The organism is Citrobacter sp. FDAARGOS_156 (genome assembly GCF_001559235.2).
GTDB classification, from domain to species: domain Bacteria; phylum Pseudomonadota; class Gammaproteobacteria; order Enterobacterales; family Enterobacteriaceae; genus Citrobacter; species Citrobacter youngae.
Map to the genome: position 1 here is coordinate 1,877,136 of NZ_CP014030.2, position 20,858 is coordinate 1,897,993.

Sequence of the window (20,858 nt, forward strand, 5' to 3'; positions counted from 1 at the left end):
GATGTGTACTAAATCACATTTTTTTCCTTTTGCTTTCACTTTATCTGTGCTGCATGAACGGCGCGATCTTATTGCAGAGTTATGGCATAATAAGCGGTTTGTCACATATTTCTTTCTCTTTCAGGATACGCCAGTGTTAGTTTCCAGCAACGTCACTATGCAGTTCGGCAGTAAGCCGCTGTTTGAAAATATTTCCGTCAAATTTGGCGGCGGCAATCGTTACGGCCTGATTGGCGCGAACGGTAGCGGTAAATCCACCTTTATGAAAATTCTCGGCGGCGACCTCGAACCGACGCTGGGCAACGTTTCCCTCGATCCGAATGAGCGCATCGGTAAGCTGCGTCAGGATCAATTCGCCTTTGAAGAGTTCACTGTTCTCGACACAGTAATTATGGGGCACGCTGAACTGTGGGAAGTGAAGCAGGAGCGCGACCGTATCTACGCTCTGGCCGAGATGAGCGAAGAAGACGGCTATAAAGTGGCTGACCTTGAAGTTCAGTACGGCGAAATGGACGGCTACTCTGCGGAAGCGCGTGCGGGTGAACTGCTGCTGGGCGTCGGTATTCCGGTAGAGCAGCATTACGGCCCGATGAGCGAAGTCGCGCCCGGCTGGAAACTGCGTGTGCTTCTGGCACAGGCGCTGTTCTCTAACCCGGACATTCTGCTGCTCGACGAACCAACCAACAACCTGGATATCGACACCATCCGCTGGCTGGAGCAGACGCTGAACGAGCGTGACAGCACCATGATCATCATTTCGCACGATCGTCACTTCCTGAACATGGTCTGCACGCACATGGCGGATCTGGACTACGGCGAACTGCGTGTTTATCCGGGTAACTACGACGAATACATGACGGCGGCAACCCAGGCGCGTGAACGTCTGCTGGCCGATAACGCCAAGAAGAAAGCACAGATTGCCGATCTGCAATCCTTCGTCAGCCGCTTTAGCGCCAACGCATCTAAATCTCGTCAGGCGACCTCTCGTGCGCGCCAGATTGATAAGATCAAGCTCGATGAAGTGAAAGCCTCCAGCCGTCAGAACCCGTTCATCCGTTTCGAGCAGGATAAGAAACTGTTCCGTAACGCGCTGGAAGTGGAAGCGCTGGCGAAAGGTTTTGATGAAGGCCCGCTGTTTAAAAACTTCAACCTGCTGCTGGAAGTGGGGGAGAAGGTTGCCATCATTGGTGCCAACGGCGTGGGTAAATCCACCATGCTGAAAACGTTGGTTGGCGATTTGCAGCCGGACAACGGTACCGTTAAGTGGTCTGAAAACGCCCAGGTTGGTTACTACGCGCAGGATCACGAATACGAGTTTGAAAACGATCTGACCGTTTTCGAATGGATGAGCCAGTGGAAACAAGAAGGCGATGATGAGCAGGTTGTGCGCAGCTTCCTCGGTCGTCTGCTGTTCAGCCAGGACGATATCAAGAAGCCTGCAAAAGTGCTCTCCGGTGGTGAAAAAGGACGCATGCTGTTCGGTAAGCTGATGATGCAGAAACCGAATATTCTGGTGATGGATGAACCAACCAACCACCTGGATATGGAATCTATCGAGTCGCTGAACATGGCGCTGGAAATGTACCAGGGCACGCTGATCTTTGTTTCTCACGACCGTGAGTTCGTCAGTTCCCTGGCAACCCGCGTGATTGAAATTACGCCGGAACGCGTGATCGACTTCACCGGCAACTACGAAGATTACCTGCGGAGTAAAGGCGTCGAATAAGTCTCTCTCCCCGCACTTTTCTGAAAAAAAGTTCTACTGATTAATCTTAGCCACAATTGTGGCTAAGATACTTTCCATAACGACCTACGCAAGGAAAGAAAATGAGTCAGATGGAACCACTCTCTTTAGCCAATCTTAAATTAAACTTACTAAATTTAAACAACAGCAACGAGCATCCTTTCATTTTACGTGAAGATGGTGATGATATTGTTGCATCCTGGAATATCGAAGATGCTGAGTGGATAGATTATTTCAGTCAATACGGATTGCAAAAACAATATGAGTTAAGACTGTTTTTCAATGAAAGCAAAAAGCAAATTACTTATCGTGAAAAAACGACCGATGTGGAGTGGGATGCAGATTTGGGTGGGTTCAGATTAAGCAAATCTGTCCAAATAGGGAAACGCCTTGAGTTTTCTGCTGGGGGATCCTGGGGTAAAAAAGAAGATGGTAGCTTCGGTAAAATTGATGGCTATAAATTTGTATCAACGGAAATTACCGATCCTATTTTTGATATTGTTCGTGATGCGGGATGGCAGGTTCGTGGTCTGTTAGCAGACAAGAAGAAAAGGAAATTTGTTATTGCGGGAGCGGTGATTGCCGCACTGATTATTTTTATCGGCCTTGGCACTTTCCTTTTTTCCACGATGGGTGATTTGAAGGATGCTGCGCGAACAGAGATAGATTTGCTCCGTGATGGAAAATATATTCAGGCTTATCAGGCAAGCTCTTCTTCTTTGCAAAGAAAAATGAACAGCGAGGATTTTAAGCTTGTAACCGAGTCTGTTCATTTTGATGATATTAGTGAATACAGTTTCGATAGTTTCAATGTAGTAAATGATGTTGGTTCTTTGTCTGGAAGCGTAGAGTTTAAAAACGGAGAGTCTGGCGAGATTAACGTTACTATGCTCAAAGAAAAGGATAAATGGAAACTGGCAGCAATTTCAGTAGAATAAAAAAATACCCGGTTTTTATCATATAATGAAGAAAACCGGACTATTTTAAAAGCGATGAAAGGGGAAGGATTATTCCATCCCTAGCGCGCGTTTACCGTGGATATTCAAATCCTCCAGCGTGAAGCGTCCTTCCCAGTTCGTTTCATAATCCTCGCGCGGGAAATCACCCGGCGACGCGCCTTTTTCCAGCGCGGCTTTCACTTTGTGAGCGTAGGCCAGATTCTTTTCGCACATCGGTGCGGCAGGGATGTACATCACGTTGCCCCAACCCTGTTGATTTTCTACCGGCGCGACGGCGTGAATGACATCACAATGCCACCACACTGAGTCTCCGGCTTCCAGCTGTGGAATGCTGGTTAGCGCTTCAATCAGCAGCGGATGCCATTGCGCGGAAATCGGCAGGACTCTGCCGGGCGCGACGCCGCACAGTTCATCTTCCGGCACATCGTCAAGCAATGGGCGTAACAGCACATATGCCATCGCTTCTGGAATAGGGACCACGTGCAACAATCCCTGACCTGGCAGCATATCGGACAGTGCTGTCCAACCCTGGAAGGTACGGAACACTGAACATTTGGTGGTGTTATCCACCGTGTACTCTTCTACTTCGGTGCGATGCGCTGCCTGCCACGGATCGTAATCGTCCAGTTTACCATTGAAAACATGAGCAAATACCCGCTGATACGCAGGCAGCAGCCAGCGTTCCAGCGCGCCGGAATCCGTATGCGCGCCCAACCCTTTGGATGTGGTTCCCGGCGGACGGCGGCGTATACGGTCAGGGTAGATAACGCTGACATCCGGGTTAAACCATTGTTTACCTTCGCTTGAAAATGTCCAAAGATGATTGAGGAACGACTGTGCATTGGCCATTTCTTCACTCTGGCGGGCCTGCATCTGCGCCTGGGACCAGTAAATGGGGTAGATTTCAGGTCGCGATGCGCTCAGGGTGCCGAAGAAGTTATCGCCCGGCCCTTTGTAGACGTCATCAAAATGGTTGCGATCCAGGTAATCGAGCATCGACTGATCCCATGCCAGCGCCTGTTCGCGGGGGAAATGCCCCTTAATGACCGCGCATCCGCGACGCTTAATTTCTTCACGCTGCTCTGCACTCACGCGACCCGCTTTGATATCCGTATAGGACAACACCGGCCATACCGGGGAGCCTTGCGCTTTGAGGGCGTTGATTTCCGCCACGCGGGTGGCAATGGCATCGCTCAGCTGATTGAAGACCAACTGAACATCCCCAAGCTGTACCCGCAGTTGCTGTTTCATCTGACGGATTGCCGCTTTGTGATCGGCGGGCAATGTGTCGCTGGTAAAAGTAAAAGCCATAACCACCTCGCATAACTTTCATTTGAAACTAATCTAACTTACAAGTGCAATATAAGTTAAAAATAAGTTAATGCAAGTTTAAAAACTTGATGGTGTGCACGGAATGCAAAAACGGTGAGAACCGGAGCAGGTACTCCGGTTGGCAGGATCAGGCGTTAAAAGGCGAAGTGTTATCCAGCACCGCCTGAATCACGTTCAGCGCGCCTTGATGGTTATTATCGTCGGTCTGATAGCGGGCAATAAATTTGATGTTCTCGGCTGCATTAGCCATGGCGAAAGAGTAGTGCGCCATTTTCAACATTTCCGCGTCGTTGCCGCTGTCGCCAATGGCGACCACGTTTTGTGGTGACAGGTTCCAGCGTTTTAACAGACGGCTGATCCCGTTGGCTTTATGTAAGCCGGGAATGATCAGGTCGATAAACCCAAAGCCGCTGGTGACGGGCTTCATAATGCCGTCGAGAGCAGAATGAAGGTGATCGATAACTAATGGGATCTGTTGGTCAGGTAAATTCAGCGAGAACTTGAACAGCACATCGTCGATATCCTGGTAATCCTTTACGGGTTTCAGGCGATGGTAGTGTTTTGCCATCAACGCGACAAAGGACTCTGGGGCATTTTCGCTCACGTAGGCGCTTTGCAGTCCACAGGCCACAAAGTTGAGCTGCTTATCTTTGAGCAGTTCGCCAATGACAATGCGGGATTCGTGGCGGGTCAGCTCGCCGTGAAACAGTTGCTTACCATGTTCGAATACCAATGCTCCATTTTCGGCAACAAAGGAGATCTCATTTTTCAGCTCGGGGAAGAAGGAGATAAGCTGGTAGTACTGATTGCCGCTGGCCACGACAAATTCAATGTCTCTTTTTTTCAGTTCCTGGTACTGCGCCATAAAGCGTTCGCGATCGTATTGCTTGGCGTCGTCGAGAAACGTTCCGTCCATATCGGTGACGATAACGTTGATGGTCATATATGCTCCTGGCTTATAACTGCAACCAGAAACATTCTAATAACAATGTGACCTGTAGCACAAATTTAATTTCGAATGAAAGTAAAAGGCCGGGTGGCAGCTTCGCCTTACCCGGCTAAAGGGAGAGTATGTAGGCCCGGTAAGCACAGTGCCACCGGGCGGGAGGGGGTTACAGCATATGTTCAGTGCGCGCGATGATATCGTCCTGCGCATCCGGAGACAGCGCGGTGAAGAAGGCGGAATAACCCGCGACACGCACCACCAGGTCACGGTACTGATCCGGGTGTTTTTTGGCTTCCAGCAGCGTTTCACGAGAAACGATGTTGTACTGAATATGCCAGCCTTTGTGCTCTTCAAAGAAGGTACGCAGCAGAATCATCAGCTTCTGTTTATCAGACTCATTTTCCAGCGTAGCCGGGTTCAGCTTCTGGTTTAACAGTACGCCGCCGAGGATTGAGCCGGTAGGCAGTTTACCTACAGAGCCAATTACCGCCGTTGGACCGAGATGGTCCGTACCGGAGGCCGGGCTGGCGCCTTCTGCCAGCGGAGTATGCGCTTTACGGCCATCCGGCGTTGCCATCGTTGCCGCGCCGAATGGTACGTTTGCGGAGATAGACGAGGTCCCGGCATAGTAGTTGCCGCCAACCGGACCACGGCCGTAACGCGGGTTGTGATACTGCTTAAGTTCGTCAATGTAGGTCTGATAAGCGCGAGCCAGCAGCGCATCAACGCTATCGTCATCGTTGCCGTACTTTGGCGCGCCGTTGATCAGGCGTTGACGCAACTGCTCGTGGGTCAGACCATCAAAATCATCAGCCAGCGCGGCGGCCAGTTGTTGTTGACCGATAGCGCTCTGTTCAAAGACCAGTTTCTTCACTGCTGCCAGGCTGTTGCCGAGGTTGGCGATACCCACCTGCAGACCGGATACCCAGTCATACTTCGCGCCGCCTTGCTTAATGCTCTTCGCGCGCTCAATACAATCATCTACCAGCGCAGAGCACAGAATATCGTGTACGTTTTCTTCCAGCATGGTGTCGACGACATACTCTATTTCGATGGATTTGCGCGTGTAGTAGCGGATCTGCGTATCCCAGGCCTCCATCACTTCATCGAAATTATTAAAGTTGCCGACTGAAAGCGCTTTTTCCTGCGGCAGGAATACTTTGCCGCTGGTGGCATCGCGTCCGCCTTCCAGCGCCGCCAGCATCACGCGGGCAAAGTTAATAAAGCTCATGCCGGTGCAACGGTAGCCCCATTTCCCGCCAACAGCGGTTTCGATGCAACCAATAGCTGCGTAGTCATAGGCGTCCTGCGGTTCAATGCCCAGCTTAATGAATTCCGGAATGACGATTTCATCGTTGTTAAAGGCTGGCATCCCGAAGCCGCAGCGGATCACCTGCACGCAGGCATCCAGGAAGTCATTACTCATCCCCGCATGATAACGCACGCTGAGGTTCGGCTGGGTAGAGCGCAGTCGGCCACAGGATTCCAGAATGGCATAGGAGAGCGGGTTGACGGCATCTATCGCCTGACCGTTGACCAGGTTCTGGCCACCGATGGTCACGTTCTGATACAGCGGGCTGCCTGCTGAGGCTTTCGAGTGGGAGCCAGAGCGAATTTTGTTTACTTCCAGCAATTTCAGCCAGCAGCTGTGCAACAGCTCAATGGCGTGCTCACGATCGAGACTCTGGTTTAGTTCTACGTCACGACGGTAGAACGGATAGAGGTACTGATCCATGCGGCCAAACGATACGGAGTGACCGTTCGATTCAATTTGCAGGATCAACTGGATGAAGTAGCACAACTGCAGCGCCTGCCAGAACGTTTTTGGCGGCTCATGGGCGATGACATCGCAGTTTTCCGCCATGGTCAGCAGTTCATCACGGCGGCTGGCGCGCGTTTCTGTGGACGCCATTTTACGCGCCAGCGCGGCAAAGCGCTCAATGTGCAGGCTGACGGCCTCCAGCACGATATCAATCGCTTTCAGGAACTGATCGCCATGGAGGTCTTCCAGACAAGTCAGATTAATGCGGGAACGACGTTCATCGACTTTGTGGCGCAGACCGTCGAGACCTTTTTCCAGCAGCAGCGGGAAGTTCACCGCCAGGTGTGCGTCGCCGGAGGTCATATTACCTTCAGCTTTGATAATGCCGGTTTCCAGCAGCCCTTTTTGTTCGTCGGTAAACATGCCGTAGCAGCGGTCCTGTACGGTCTGACCGCGCCACCATGGGCACACCTCATGCAATACGCGCTTGTTCTCTTCGCTAACCGCGAAGCCTGCACCGGGCCTGTCGGCGAGATCATCGATCTCTTTTTCAATCCAGGAGACGGTGTATTCCGGGAAGATTGGCGCGGCGCGTACTTCGCTTGCCTGGTTACCGATGATCAACTCGTCATGCTTGATCCAGATAGTGCGTTCCGCCAGGTGATGAGCCAGTGCCAGCGCACGGCGTACCGGGATGGGTTTATCCAGATGCTGTTGGTACATCTCGGTATAGTGCTGGGCGCGCTCGGTACAAACCGGCGGTTTCACGATGTGGATCAGGGCCGTTTTATGCGCTTTGATACGATCGCTGAGTGTGTCCAGTTTCAGAGTAGTCATGGCGATTATCCTCGTAGGGTCGCGGTTAAACCTTTAAGGCTGGCGTACTGCTGGGCAAATTTGAGCAGCGCAGGCGCATCAAGCGGTTTATCCGGGGCGTTGTAGGGTTGATTGAGTAAGTTGTACTTGTTGATGCCTAGCGTGTGGTAGGGCAAAAAATGGATCTCTCCGACGTGGAGTTCGTCGGCGGCAAAATCGGTAATGGCCTGAATAGCTGCTTCGTCAGCGTTGAATCCCTGAATCAGCGGGACGCGGATAATTATTTTTTTACCGGCGGCGGCCAGTTTTTTCAGGTTTTCCAGCACGCGAGAGGCGCTGCCATCGGTCCACTGTTTAAACGGCGCGTCGGCGACATGCTTTAAATCGGCCAGGAACAGATCAACGTAGGGTAATGACGGCTCAATATACTTCCAGGGAACATGCAAACAGGTTTCTACTGCCGTATGAATGCCTGCTTCGTGGCTGGCCTGGAACAATTCAGCCGCCAGCTCTGGCTGCATAAACGGTTCGCCGCCGGAAAGCGTGAGTCCCCCTCCGCTGCGGTCGTAAAACGGTTTATCCCGCAATACGGTCGCCATGATTTCGTCCACGCTTTTTACCTCTCCACAGACGGTCAGCGCCTGGGTAGGGCAGCAGTGGGTCAGCGCCGTCAGAGCATCATCGGTCAGTTTTTCGCGATGAATCAGCAACCCGCTCAGTGCCCGCTCAATCACCTCCGGTGCCGCCTGAGCACAAAGATCGCAACCATCAAGGCACAGACGTGCGTCATAGAGCAGATCCCGCGTCCGGGCGCGGCTTTCCGGATTCTGGCACCACCGACAGCCCAGTGAGCATCCCTTAAGGAACACCACGGTGCGGATACCTGGACCATCATGCGTGGAATAGCGCTGGATATTGAAAATCATAAGCGGCCTCTTTTCTTTCGTATAAAGATTAAATTACTTTCGAATGAAAGTTATATTGACGTGCGTCAACTAACCGCGAGGTTTCGCCGTGCTACCTTTTATTCATGCTAATTATTCGTTTGAGGAAAGGTGATGGAACTCTATTTAGATACGTCTGATGTTGCCGCGGTAAAAGCGCTGGCGCGTGTTTTTCCGTTGGCAGGGGTGACCACTAACCCAAGCATTGTGGCGGCAGGTAAGCAGACGCTGGACGTGTTACTGCCGCAATTGCAGGACGCGATGGGTGGGCAAGGCCGCCTGTTTGCACAGGTAATGGCGACCACCGCCGAAGGGATGGTCAGCGATGCGCGTAAACTGCGGGCAATCATCGCGGATATCGTCGTGAAAGTGCCGGTCACGGCAGAGGGTCTGGCAGCAATTAAATTGCTGAAAGAAGAGGGCATCCCGACGCTGGGGACCGCGGTTTACGGTGCTGCTCAGGGGCTTTTAGCTGCGCTGGCTGGCGCCGAATATGTTGCGCCATACGTTAACCGCGTGGACGCTCAGGGGGGCGACGGCATTCAGACGGTGACCGATCTGCAGGCCTTATTGAAAATGCATGCCCCGCACGCCAAAGTGCTGGCAGCCAGTTTCAAAACGCCGCGTCAGGCGCTGGATTGCCTGCTGGTCGGCTGTGAGTCCATCACGCTGCCGCTGGATGTCGCTCAGCAGATGATTAGCTCTCCAGCCGTTGATGCTGCCGTGGCGAAGTTTGAGCACGACTGGCAGAGCGCATTTGGTCGCACGTCGATCTGATGCTGTTGCCGGGTGGCGCTAACGCTTACCCGGCCTACGTTCGAGCCGTTGTAGGTCGGGTAAGGCGAAGCCGCCACCCGACTTTTTTACCGACTACAAACCTCGCACCCCGGATTACGCATCAGCTTCATTTCGCGAAACTGGCAGGTCATGGCGTCGTACATGACGATTTTTCCAGACGCCGGTTTACCGTAGCTTGCCAGCAGCTTAATGGCTTCCATCGCCTGTAACGATCCGATCACGCCGATTAGCGGGGCCATCACGCCTGCCTCGACGCAGGTCAGGGCGTTTTCACCGAACAGACGGCTCAGGCAACGGTAGCAGGGCTCGCCTTCCTGATACGTAAAGACGGTAATTTGCCCTTCCATGCGAATTGCCGCACCGGAAACCAGCGGAACCCCGGCGGCAAAGCATCCTGCATTCAGCTGATTGCGGATGCTGACGTTATCCGTACAGTCCAGCACCAAATCGTGTTCGGCGATAAGCGAGTGAATCTCGCTCTCGTCCAGCAGCGCATTCACTGGCGTAATGGCGATATAGGGGTTGATTCGCGCCAGGGCGTCGCGGGCGGAGAGCACTTTCGGCTGTCCAACGGTCGCATCGCTGTGCAGCGTCTGGCGCTGGAGGTTCGACACGGAGACCGTGTCAAAGTCGAGCAGGGTTAAATGTCCGATGCCCGCGCCCGCCAGATACTGAGTTGCCGCGCATCCCAGCCCTCCCAGACCAACGACCAGTACCCGCGCCTCCTTGAGCGCTTCCTGACCTTCGAAATCGAAGCCGCGCAGAATGATTTGCCGGTTATAGCGCATCATCTCCTGGTCGCTGAGTTCTGCCATTACAGGCCTCCAAACAGTGCGTTAAACGGCTCGACCTCAACCCATTCTCCGGCTTCGACGTTACCACGGTCGCGTTCCAGCACGATAAAACAGTTGCCCAGGCTAAAGGAGCTAAAAATATGCGAGCCCTGATGTCCGGTAGTGGTGACTTCCAGTTCGCCTTCTGCGGTACGCTGTAATACACCGCGCTGAAAATCCAGACGGCCAGGCGTTTTCTTCAGACGTGATGCGCTGCGCACGCGCTGGCGTGGCGGCAGTCCGCAGGCGGTGTTACCGCTGAGTTTCGCCAGTAGCGGTTGGACCAGTTGATAAAAGGTGAGGGCCGCTGACACCGGGTTACCCGGCAGGCCGCAAAACCAGCTGTTGCTCAGTTTGCCAAAGGCGAACGGTTTACCGGGTTTGATGGCCAATTTCCAGAAGGCAATTTCTCCCAGTTCTTCCAGAATGGTTTTGGTGTAATCCGCTTCGCCAACAGAAACACCACCGGAACTGATAACGACGTCGGCCTGGCTGTCGGCTTCGATAAACGCGGCGCGCAGCGCGTTGGGATCGTCACGAATAATCCCTAAGTTGATCACCTCGCAGCCCAACTGCTGCAGCATCAGATGTACGGTCAGACGGTTAGTATCATAAATCTGTCCGTCGCCCAGCGGCTGACCCGGCAGTTGCAGTTCATCACCGGTGGAGAACAACGCCACGCGGACTTTGCGCACGACGGGGACATCGGCAATACCGAGCGAAGCCAGCACGGGAAGCTCGGCGGTGGTCAGGCGAGTCCCGGCGGGAAATACCACCGCGCCGTTGGCAATATCTTCACCGCGCAGACGAATATTTTGTCCGCTGCGGACGTCGGCGGTAAAACGCACACCGTCGTCAGTTTGTTCCGTTTGCTCCTGCATCACTACCGCTTCGCAACCGACAGGAACCGGGGCACCGGTCATAATACGGATGCAGGTTCCCGCAGGCCACTCGCCATGGAAAGGCTGACCGGCAAAGGCTTTACCTGCAACGGAGAGCGGCTGGCCGGATTGCAGATCGGCCAAACGCACCGCATAACCATCCATTGCAGAGTTATCGAATCCAGGGACATCAATCGGGGAGACGATGTCGGTCGCCAGAATACGACCAAAGCATTGAACCAGGGGCAGCGTTTCGACGGCGGTGAGTGGGGTAATACGCGAAAGCATCTGAGAGAGAGCCGTTTCAAGCGGCATCAGTCCGGCGGTAAATTCCATGTGAAGACTCCTGCGGGGCAAAATCGAATCCGGTTATTATGTCAGAAAATGGACGCGGACAGTATGCCACCTCAGGCTTAGGATCGGATCTGATAACGGTTTTCTGCCAGAGGATAGCGCGACAGGAAAAATGCCGTATAAACTCAATGTTTCTGCTTTTTTCCCTGGGGGCTAAATGACTCATAATATCCCGGACGCCATTCGACGCCAGGTGGATGCCGCCAGTGCGCTCATCCGCCAGATTTTCGAGGGGAATCTCGTTGCCATTCATTTGTATGGATCTGCTGTTGAAGGGGGATTAAAACCCCAAAGCGACATCGATTTACTGGTTACCATCAGGCAACCGCTGGATATGCAGCAAAGAAAAGAATTGATGCAGGATTTGCTGGCTATTTCTGCGCCTCCCGGCGTCTGCGTGCGGTATCGTGCGCTGGAAGTGACCGTTGTACTGTTCTCGCAGATTGTACCGTGGCGATTTCCACCGGCGAGAGAGATGCAGTTTGGTGAATGGTTGCGTGAAGATATCTGCGCTGGTGTGTATGAACCGGCGCAGGTGGATCCCGACCTTTCCATTCTGCTGACCCAGGCCCGGCGTGCCAGCGTACCGTTGTTCGGTGAACCCGCTGAGAGATTATTCAACGTCATCCCTTTTAGCGATATCGTACAAACATTTCGACATATCCTTGATATGTGGCAGAAACCGGCCGATTTAGAAGGGGACGAGCGGAATATTATCCTTGCTCTGGCACGCATCTGGTATAGCGTGGTTACGGGCAATATTGTCGCTAAAGATGAGGCTGCGTCCTGGCTGATACCGCAATTGCCCACTGAACATGCCGCCACGTTGCAGGCTGCGCGTGCGGAATATCTGGGGTTAACCAAAGAGAACTGGGCCGCATGTATGCCGTCTGTTGAACGCTTTGTGTTTTATGCAAAAAAACAGATTACCGATCGGTTGAATTAATTTATTCAATAACGTCGGGGAATCTCCTGTTTGTTGAACACTGCTGCATGACCTGATGCGAAGAAGTGTGAGGGGCGGGCCTTTACCTTTACATGACGTCTGCATCTTTCTATATTCAAAAATCGAATCAATAACTCACAGAAATTCTGATATTTATAACCCCGTTACCTGCCACCTTAATGGATGAAAAAAATGGGCAAAGCAGTCATTGCAATTCACGGCGGCGCTGGGGCAATAACCCGCGCTGAGCTAAGCCAGGAGCAGGAGTTGCGTTATATACAGGCGCTGTCAGATATCGTTGAAACCGGTCAACGTATGCTAGAAGCGGGCCGAAGCGCGCTGGATGTTGTCACTGAGGCTGTGCGCCTACTGGAAGAGTGCCCTCTGTTTAACGCCGGAATTGGTGCTGTGTATACCCGTGATGAAACCCATGAACTGGATGCCTGCGTCATGGATGGTAATACCCTGCAAGCGGGTGCTGTCGCCGGAGTCAGTCATCTGCGCAACCCGATCCTCGCGGCGCGCCTGGTGATGGAACACAGCCCCCACGTCATGATGATTGGTGAAGGGGCAGAAAATTTTGCCATTGCCCAGGGTATGGAGCGCGTTTCGGCGGATATTTTCTCGACGCCAGAACGCTATGCACAGCTGCTGGCGGCGCAAGCAGCGGGTGAAACGGTGCTGGATCACAGTGCGACCCCGCTGGATGAAAACAATAAAATGGGTACCGTGGGTGCGGTTGCGCTGGATATGTTTGGCAATCTGGCGGCAGCAACATCGACTGGCGGGATGACCAACAAATTACCGGGTCGGGTGGGGGATAGTCCGCTGGTCGGCGCAGGCTGTTATGCCAATAACGCAAGTGTGGCCGTCTCCTGCACCGGTACAGGTGAAGTTTTTATTCGCGCGCTGGCGGCCTATGACATTGCGGCATTGATGGATTATGGCGGCCTGAGTTTATCAGAGGCGTGTGAACGCGTGGTGATGGAAAAATTACCGGCGCTGGGCGGCAGCGGTGGATTAATTGCTATCGATCATGAAGGGAATGTGGCTTTGCCGTTTAACAGCGAAGGCATGTACCGCGCCTGGGGATACGCAGGCGACACGCCCACCACTGGTATTTATCGGGAAAAAGGAGATACCGTTGCCACACAGTGATGAGCTTGATGCCCGTGATGTGCTGTCCGTCAGCAACCTGAATATTGCCTTTGAACAGGAGCAGCAACGCGTTAGCGCTGTGCGCAATCTGTCATTTCGCCTGAAGCGTGGCGAAACGCTGGCGATTGTTGGCGAATCCGGTTCCGGAAAATCGGTAACGGCCTTGTCGCTGATGCGTCTGATTGAACAGGCGGGCGGCGAGGTAAGCTGTGATGCGATGCTGCTACGGCGGCGTAATCGGCAGGTGATTGAACTCGGCGAGCAGAGCGCAGCCCAGATGCGCCATGTGCGTGGCGCGGATATCGCGATGATCTTCCAGGAGCCTATGACATCGCTTAACCCGGTGTTTACCGTCGGCGAGCAAATTGCCGAGTCTATCCGCTTGCACCAGGGTGCCAGTCACGAAGAGGCGATGGTAGAAGCGAAGCGAATGCTCGATCAGGTGCGTATCCCCGAGGCGAAGGCGATTTTATCGCGTTATCCACACCAGCTTTCCGGCGGTATGCGCCAGCGGGTGATGATCGCCATGGCGCTGTCGTGTCGCCCTGCGGTGTTGATTGCCGATGAGCCGACCACCGCGCTGGACGTCACCATTCAGGCACAGATCCTGCAACTGATAAAAGTGCTGCAGCAAGAGATGTCGATGGGCGTTATTTTTATCACCCACGATATGGGCGTGGTGGCAGATATCGCTGACCGGGTGCTGGTGATGTACCAGGGTGAAGCGGTCGAAACGGGCAGCGTTGAGCAGATTTTTCATGCTCCGCAGCATCCTTACACTCAAGCGCTATTGGCAGCAGTGCCGCAACTTGGGGAGATGCGCGGGCATGACCTTCCGCGACGCTTCCCGCTTATTTCTCTGCACGATCCTCATCATGTTGAACCTCAAACCGAGCAGGACACGGTAGTTGAGGGAGAGCCGATTCTGCGGGTTCGCAACCTGGTGACACGTTTTCCCCTGCGTAGCGGCATCCTTAATCGCGTGACCCGCGAGGTGCATGCGGTGGAAAACGTCAGTTTTGATCTCTGGCCCGGCGAAACGCTTTCACTGGTAGGCGAGTCGGGGTGTGGTAAATCAACGACCGGGCGGGCATTGTTGCGTCTGGTGGAGTCCCAGCGCGGGGAGATTTTCTTCAAGGGACAACGCATTGATACCCTGGCCGCCAGCAAGTTGCAGCCGCTGCGTCGGGATATCCAGTTTATCTTCCAGGACCCTTATGCGTCGCTCGACCCCCGACAGACGGTGGGATATTCCATCTTAGAGCCACTGAGGGTGCACGGTTTGTTGCAAGGCGATGCGGCGACAAAACGGGTCGCATGGTTGCTCGAGCGTGTCGGGTTGCTACCTGAGCACGCCTGGCGCTATCCGCACGAATTTTCCGGTGGTCAGCGTCAGCGTATCTGTATAGCCCGGGCGTTGGCGCTCAATCCTAAAGTGATTATTGCCGATGAGTCCGTCTCGGCACTGGATGTCTCGATTCGCGGGCAAATTATTAATCTGTTGCTCGACCTACAGCGGGAAATGGGTATTGCGTACCTGTTTATTTCCCACGATATGGCGGTGGTGGAGCGTATTAGTCACCGCGTGGCGGTGATGTACCTGGGGCAGATTGTTGAGATCGGCACCCGACGGGCGGTGTTTGAAAATCCACAGCATCCCTACACGCGAAAACTTATGGCGGCAGTCCCGGTTGCCGATCCATCGCATCAAAGACCACAGCGCGTGCTGTTGTCGGATGATATCCCCAGTAATATCCGCAAACGCGGTGAAGAGATCCCCCCGGTTTCACTACAGTTAGTGGAACCGGGGCATTACGTTGCGCGTGTGCCAGCGGAAAGTGCGCTTTCGCGTTTATGACAGGCAGGCAGGGTTTAAGGAGAATAACATGACAAAAATTGTTGCTCGGAAATGGCTGGTTGCTGTGGGAGTGGCCTCTGCGCTGGCCGCATCGCCTGGCTGGGCCGCCAAAGATGTGGTGGTTGCTGTAGGGTCTAATTTCACCACGCTCGACCCCTATGACGCGAACGACACGTTGTCGCAGGCGGTAGCGAAGTCGTTTTATCAGGGGCTGTTCGGCCTTGATAAAGAGATGAAGCTGAAAAATGTGTTGGCGGAAAGCTATACCGTTTCTGATGATGGCCTGACGTACACCGTTAAACTGCGACAGGGCGTGAAGTTTCAGGATGGGACTGACTTCAATGCGGCTGCGGTAAAAGCCAACCTTGATCGCGCCAGTAATCCGGAAAATCACCTTAAACGCTATAACCTGTATAAGAATATCGATAAAACCGAGGTAGTTGATCCTGCTACAGTGAAGATTACGCTGAAGCAGCCATTCTCTGCCTTTATCAATATTCTGGCGCATCCGGCTACGGCGATGATTTCTCCCGCCGCGCTGGAGAAATATGGCAAGGAGATTGGTTTCCATCCTGTCGGCACCGGGCCATATCAGCTTGATACCTGGAATCAGACGGATTTTGTGAAGGTTAAGAAGTTCGCGGGTTACTGGCAGCAAGGGTTGCCAAAGCTGGATACGATTACCTGGCGTCCGGTAACGGACAACAACACGCGTGCGGCAATGCTGCAAACCGGGGAAGCGCAGTTTGCTTTCCCTATTCCGTACGAGCAGGCGGCGTTACTGGCGAAGAATAAAAACCTGGAACTGGTCGCCAGCCCGTCTATTATGCAGCGTTATATCAGCATGAACGTCACGCAAAAACCGTTCGATAATCCGAAGGTGCGCGAGGCGTTGAATTATGCCATCAACCGTCAGGCGCTGGTGAAAGTGGCTTTTGCCGGTTACGCCACGCCGGCAACGGGCGTTCTTCCGCCATCAATAGCCTATGCGCAAAGCTACACGCCGTGGCCTTACGATCCGGCAAAAGCACGCCAATTGCTGAAAGAAGCGGGTTATCCCAACGGCTTTACCACCACGCTGTGGTCATCCCATAACCACAGCACCGCGCAGAAAGTGCTGCAATTTACCCAGCAGCAACTGGCGCAGGTGGGCGTGAAGGCTCAGGTGACGGCGATGGATGCCGGGCAGCGGGCGGCGGAAGTCGAGGGTAAGGCGCAGAAAGAAAGCGGGGTACGGATGTTCTACACCGGCTGGTCGGCGTCTACAGGCGAAGCGGACTGGGCGTTGTCGCCGCTGTTTGCGTCACAGAACTGGCCGCCAACCTTGTTTAATACCGCGTTCTACAGCAATAAGCAGGTGGACAGTGATTTAGCGGCGGCCTTGCAAACCAACGATCCGGCGCAGAAAGCGAAGCTGTACAAGGACGCGCAGGATATCATCTGGAAAGAGTCGCCGTGGATCCCGCTGGTGGTGGAGAAACTGATCTCGGCGCACAGTACGAATTTGACCGGATTCTGGATCATGCCCGACACCGGGTTTAGTTTTGATGACGCGGATTTGAAATAAGCTATTCATTCGGCCCTGCATGGACGGGGCCGGCGAAGGGAGTCTGATGCTCAACTATGTTTTCAAGCGCCTGCTGGGGTTGATTCCGACGCTGTTAATTGTGGCGGTGCTGGTATTTTTATTTGTTCACCTGCTACCCGGCGATCCGGCGCGGCTGATTGCCGGACCGGAAGCCGACGCCGAGGTGATTGAACTGGTGCGTACGCAGTTGGGTCTGGACCAGCCGCTGCATATTCAGTTCTGGCACTACATGACCAACGTGTTGCAAGGTGACTTCGGGACCTCGATGGTTTCTCGTCGTCCGGTTTCAGAAGAGATAGCCAGTCGTTTTATGCCGTCGCTATGGCTGACGATCGCCAGTATGGCGTGGGCGGTTTTGTTTGGTATGACGGCGGGGATCATTGCCGCCGTTTGGCGCAACCGCTGGCCTGACAGGTTGAGTATGACGCTGGCAGTAACCGGGATCTCTTTCCCGGCCTTTGCGCTTGGCATGCTGCTCATGCAGATATTCTCCGTTGAGCTTGGCTGGTTGCCCACCGTTGGCGCTGACACCTGGCTGCACTATATCCTTCCGTCAATTACGCTGGGTGCGGCGGTGGCCGCGGTGTTAGCCCGGTTTACTCGCGCATCGTTCGTCGATGTGCTCAGTGAAGACTATATGCGTACCGCGCGGGCCAAAGGGGTGAGTGAAACCTGGGTGGTATTAAAACATGGCTTGCGTAATGCGATGATCCCGGTGGTCACCATGATGGGGTTGCAGTTTGGCTTTTTGTTGGGCGGTTCTATTGTGGTTGAGAAGGTGTTCAACTGGCCTGGTCTTGGGCGATTGTTGGTCGACTCAGTTGAAATGCGCGACTACCCGGTGATCCAGGCCGAGGTGCTGTTGTTTTCTCTGGAGTTTATTCTTATCAACTTAGTGGTGGATGTGCTTTACGCCGCCATTAACCCGGCTATCAGGTACAAGTAAGGATGCGATTTTTTAACTGGCGCCGACAGGCGATTTTGAATGCAATGCCCCTTGTTAAGCCAGAGCAGATACGCACGCCGTGGCATGAGTTCTGGCGTCGTTTTCGCCGCCAGCGCATGGCGATGATTGCGGGTGTATTTGTCCTGGTCCTGATCGCGGTGGCGATTTTTGCTCGCTGGTTGACGCCATTTGATGCCGAGAACTACTTCGATTATGACCGACTGAATGATGGTCCCTCGATGCTGCACTGGTTTGGCGTTGACTCGCTTGGGCGGGATATTTTTAGCCGCGTACTGGTTGGCGCACAAATTTCTCTGGCGGCCGGGGTCTTTGCCGTCTTTATTGGCGCGGCGATTGGCACGGTACTGGGTCTGCTGGCTGGATATTACGAAGGCTGGTGGGATCGGCTGATTATGCGTATCTGTGACGTACTGTTTGCCTTTCCAGGGATTTTGCTGGCAATAGCAGTGGTCGCCGTGCTGGGCAGCGGCATTGCGAACGTGATTATTGCGGTTGCGGTGTTTTCCATTCCGGCTTTTGCGCGACTGGTTCGTGGCAATACGTTGGTTCTCAAGCAACAAACATTTATTGAGTCAGCACGCAGCATTGGTGCCAGTGACGCGACCATCATTTTTAACCATATCCTGCCGGGGACGGTTTCATCGATCGTGGTCTTTTTTACCATGCGAATCGGCACGTCGATTATCTCTGCCGCGAGCCTGTCCTTCCTCGGTTTAGGGGCACAGCCGCCGACGCCAGAATGGGGGGCCATGCTAAATGAAGCGCGGGCTGATATGGTGATCGCGCCGCACGTGGCGATTTTCCCGGCGGTGGCGATATTCCTGACCGTGCTGGCGTTTAACCTGCTGGGGGATGGGTTGCGCGACGCGCTGGATCCGAAGATCAAAGGATAATACAAGGCCTGATAAGACGCGCTGGCGTCGTCATCAGGCGTTGCCGGATGCGGCGTAACGCCTTATCCGGCCTACGGTTGAGTTACGCTTATTAAACGCGAGTGCCCCACAGATCGTATTCATCTGCGTTTTCGACTTTCACGCGGAGGATATCGCCAGGCTTCACGTTGGTTTCGCCATTCAGGTACACCGCACCGTCGATTTCAGGGGCATCAGCCATACTTCGACCAATCGCGCCTTCTTCGTCAACTTCGTCCACGATGACCAGAATTTCGCGGCCCACTTTCTCCTGCAAACGTTCAGCAGAGATCTGCTGCTGCAGCTGCATAAAGCGGTTCCAGCGTTCTTCTTTTACCTCTTCCGGGATTTGATCTGGCAGATCGTTGGCTCCTGCACCTTCTACCGGGCTGTATTTAAAGCAGCCGACGCGGTCCAGACGCGCTTCTTTCAGGAAATCGAGCAGCATCTGGAAGTCTTCTTCGGTTTCGCCCGGGAAGCCAACAATAAACGTTGAACGCAGGGTCAGTTCAGGGCAGATTTCACGCCACTGTTTAATACGTGCCAGCTGTCGGTCCACAGAGCCTGGGCGTTTCATCAGTTTAAGAATTCGCGGGCTTGCATGCTGCAGTGGGATGTCCAGATACGGCAGGATTTTCCCTTCCGCCATCAGCGGGATCACATCATCAACGTGCGGGTACGGGTAGACGTAATGCAGACGGGTCCAAATCCCCAGTTTTGACAACTGTTCGCACAGGTCAACCATGCTGGTTTTAACGGGCTCGCCGTTATGAAAACCGGTACGATGCTTTACATCCACACCGTAAGCAGAAGTATCCTGGGAGATCACCAGAATCTCTTTCACGCCCGCATCGACCAGACGTTTAGCCTCGCTGAGAACATCGCCAATCGGACGGCTCACCAGATCGCCACGCATCGACGGAATAATACAGAACGTACAGCGGTGGTTACAGCCTTCAGAAATCTTCAGATAGGCATAATGGCGCGGCGTTAGCTTGACGCCCTGTTCAGGAACCAGGCTCAGGAAAGGATTATGCTTTGGTTTGGGAACATAGTGGTGAACGTGCTCCAGAACCTGTTCGTAGCTGTGCGGTCCGGTAATTTCCAGTACCTTCGGGTGGACCTCACGGATCTGATCGACTTTCGCGCCCAGACAGCCAGTGACGATCACCTTGCCGTTTTCGTTCAGCGCTTCGCCAATGGCTTCCAGTGACTCCTGAACTGCGCTGTCGATAAAGCCGCAGGTGTTAACGATGACCATATCCGCGTCGTCGTAGCTTGGTACGACATCATAGCCTTCGGTACGAAGTTCGGTCAGGATGCGCTCAGAATCGACAAGGTTTTTCGGGCAGCCGAGGGAGACAAAGCCGATTTTCGGCTGGTGGGTTACATTGCTCATAGCGTAAAAAGTGTTCAGTTATTGGAATATTCAGGGCAGGGATTCTACAGAGTTCTGAACAAAAATTGTATCGCAATCTCAAATCATCAGCGGCCTGCCGGGCGCGGAATTAAAGATTATTTGTAAATTATGTTAATTTTAAGTGATGGATTGATCCTGGACACGACTTTGTTCAAAAAATAACCATACTATTAAGTTGCACCATAGTTGGAAAGAGGAGGAACAAGGTATGGTTGTTGACAGACTGAGAACCGATCTTCTCAACAAATTGATAAACGCCCGTATCGAACTTGCCGCTTATCTGCAGTTGAGAAAAGCGAAAGGCTATATGTCAGTCAGCGAGAGCGATCGTCTGCGTGATAACTTTTTTGAACTGAATCGCGAATTGCACGATCAATCACAGCTCCACGGTATGCATCTTGATCAGGAAGAGTGGAATGCCCTTCGTCGTGCTGAAGGGGCGTTAGCCGCCACCGCTGTTTGTCTGATGAGTGGACATCATGATTGTCCGAACTTTATTGCCGTTAATGCAGAGAAACTGGAAAACTGCCTGACAACGCTGACGCTGAGTATCCAGAGTTTGCAAGCTTATTCAACGCTGGAACACATCTGAACCAGGGGGAGGGCGCTCCCCCTTTTTGTTAAGATTATGTAAAAGTGGC

General features: G+C 53.4%; 17 protein-coding genes. 10 read left to right on the forward strand and 7 right to left on the reverse strand.

Annotated features, from left to right (window positions below):
• The first annotated feature begins 133 nt into the window (after positions 1-133).
• Together AL515_RS09120 and AL515_RS09125 are read left to right on the forward strand one after the other, a co-directional pair.
• Positions 134-1,726 (forward strand): ABC-F family ATPase, encoded by a 1,593-nt coding sequence (locus AL515_RS09120; protein WP_008784214.1) that lies wholly within the window; start codon positions 134-136, stop codon positions 1,724-1,726.
• 101 nt (positions 1,727-1,827) lie between these two features.
• A complete protein-coding gene (locus tag AL515_RS09125; protein ID WP_061067591.1) occupies positions 1,828-2,682 on the forward strand; it encodes a hypothetical protein in 855 nt (284 codons plus the stop codon).
• Between the two features lie 69 nt (positions 2,683-2,751).
• Here AL515_RS09125 and AL515_RS09130 read toward each other — a convergent pair whose 3' ends face one another.
• The 4 genes from AL515_RS09130 to AL515_RS09145 form a co-directional block, all read right to left on the reverse strand.
• Positions 2,752-4,014, reverse strand: a complete 1,263-nt coding sequence (locus tag AL515_RS09130; RefSeq protein ID WP_061067592.1) for a DUF1479 domain-containing protein — start codon at positions 4,012-4,014, stop codon at positions 2,752-2,754.
• 148 nt (positions 4,015-4,162) lie between these two features.
• Entirely contained in the window at positions 4,163-4,978 is an 816-nt protein-coding gene (locus tag AL515_RS09135) for a Cof-type HAD-IIB family hydrolase (RefSeq protein ID WP_048212185.1), read from the reverse strand.
• Between the two features lie 169 nt (positions 4,979-5,147).
• Positions 5,148-7,580 (reverse strand): glycyl radical protein, encoded by a 2,433-nt coding sequence (locus AL515_RS09140; RefSeq protein WP_061067593.1) that lies wholly within the window; start codon positions 7,578-7,580, stop codon positions 5,148-5,150.
• A 5-nt stretch (positions 7,581-7,585) separates the two neighbouring features.
• Positions 7,586-8,485, reverse strand: coding sequence for a glycyl-radical enzyme activating protein (locus AL515_RS09145; protein WP_061067594.1), 900 nt, complete (start codon positions 8,483-8,485; stop codon positions 7,586-7,588).
• Between the two features lie 132 nt (positions 8,486-8,617).
• On the opposite strand from AL515_RS09145, the gene fsa reads away from it, so the two are divergent.
• Positions 8,618-9,280 (forward strand): fructose-6-phosphate aldolase, encoded by a 663-nt coding sequence (gene fsa / locus AL515_RS09150; protein ID WP_048212182.1) that lies wholly within the window; start codon positions 8,618-8,620, stop codon positions 9,278-9,280.
• Between the two features lie 86 nt (positions 9,281-9,366).
• Here fsa and moeB read toward each other — a convergent pair whose 3' ends face one another.
• Complete coding sequence (gene moeB / locus AL515_RS09155; protein ID WP_061067595.1) at positions 9,367-10,116, reverse strand: molybdopterin-synthase adenylyltransferase MoeB; 750 nt, start codon at positions 10,114-10,116, stop codon at positions 9,367-9,369.
• Entirely contained in the window at positions 10,116-11,351 is a 1,236-nt protein-coding gene (gene moeA, locus AL515_RS09160) for a molybdopterin molybdotransferase MoeA (RefSeq protein WP_061067596.1), read from the reverse strand. The genes moeB and moeA overlap by 1 nt, the downstream gene beginning before the upstream one ends.
• A 175-nt stretch (positions 11,352-11,526) precedes the next feature.
• Between moeA and AL515_RS09165 the strand changes: the two genes are divergently transcribed.
• The 6 genes from AL515_RS09165 to gsiD all read left to right on the forward strand — a co-directional run bounded on the left by AL515_RS09165 (position 11,527) and on the right by gsiD (position 18,779).
• Positions 11,527-12,315, forward strand: a complete 789-nt coding sequence (locus tag AL515_RS09165; RefSeq protein ID WP_061067597.1) for an aminoglycoside adenylyltransferase family protein — start codon at positions 11,527-11,529, stop codon at positions 12,313-12,315.
• Between the two features lie 192 nt (positions 12,316-12,507).
• Positions 12,508-13,473, forward strand: coding sequence for a beta-aspartyl-peptidase (gene iaaA / locus AL515_RS09170; protein WP_061067598.1), 966 nt, complete (start codon positions 12,508-12,510; stop codon positions 13,471-13,473).
• A complete protein-coding gene (gsiA, locus tag AL515_RS09175; RefSeq protein ID WP_048212177.1) occupies positions 13,460-15,331 on the forward strand; it encodes a glutathione ABC transporter ATP-binding protein GsiA in 1,872 nt (623 codons plus the stop codon). Before iaaA ends, gsiA begins: the two co-directional genes overlap by 14 nt.
• 28 nt (positions 15,332-15,359) lie before the next feature.
• Positions 15,360-16,898 carry a glutathione ABC transporter substrate-binding protein GsiB gene (gene gsiB, locus AL515_RS09180; RefSeq protein ID WP_048212176.1) on the forward strand — a complete coding sequence of 513 codons (1,539 nt, stop codon included), beginning with the start codon at positions 15,360-15,362 and terminating at the stop codon, positions 16,896-16,898.
• A 46-nt stretch (positions 16,899-16,944) separates the two neighbouring features.
• Complete coding sequence (gsiC, locus tag AL515_RS09185; RefSeq protein ID WP_048212175.1) at positions 16,945-17,865, forward strand: glutathione ABC transporter permease GsiC; 921 nt, start codon at positions 16,945-16,947, stop codon at positions 17,863-17,865.
• Positions 17,866-17,867: 2 nt separating this feature from the next.
• Positions 17,868-18,779 carry a glutathione ABC transporter permease GsiD gene (gsiD, locus tag AL515_RS09190; RefSeq protein WP_048212174.1) on the forward strand — a complete coding sequence of 304 codons (912 nt, stop codon included), beginning with the start codon at positions 17,868-17,870 and terminating at the stop codon, positions 18,777-18,779.
• A 91-nt stretch (positions 18,780-18,870) separates the two neighbouring features.
• Here the strand turns inward: gsiD and rimO are convergent, their stop codons facing one another.
• Positions 18,871-20,196, reverse strand: coding sequence for a 30S ribosomal protein S12 methylthiotransferase RimO (gene rimO, locus AL515_RS09195; protein WP_048212173.1), 1,326 nt, complete (start codon positions 20,194-20,196; stop codon positions 18,871-18,873).
• A 229-nt stretch (positions 20,197-20,425) separates the two neighbouring features.
• Between rimO and bssR the strand changes: the two genes are divergently transcribed.
• On the forward strand, positions 20,426-20,809 hold the full coding sequence (bssR, locus tag AL515_RS09200; protein ID WP_048212172.1) for a biofilm formation regulator BssR: 384 nt from the start codon (positions 20,426-20,428) through the stop codon (positions 20,807-20,809).
• The last annotated feature ends 49 nt before the right edge of the window (positions 20,810-20,858 follow it).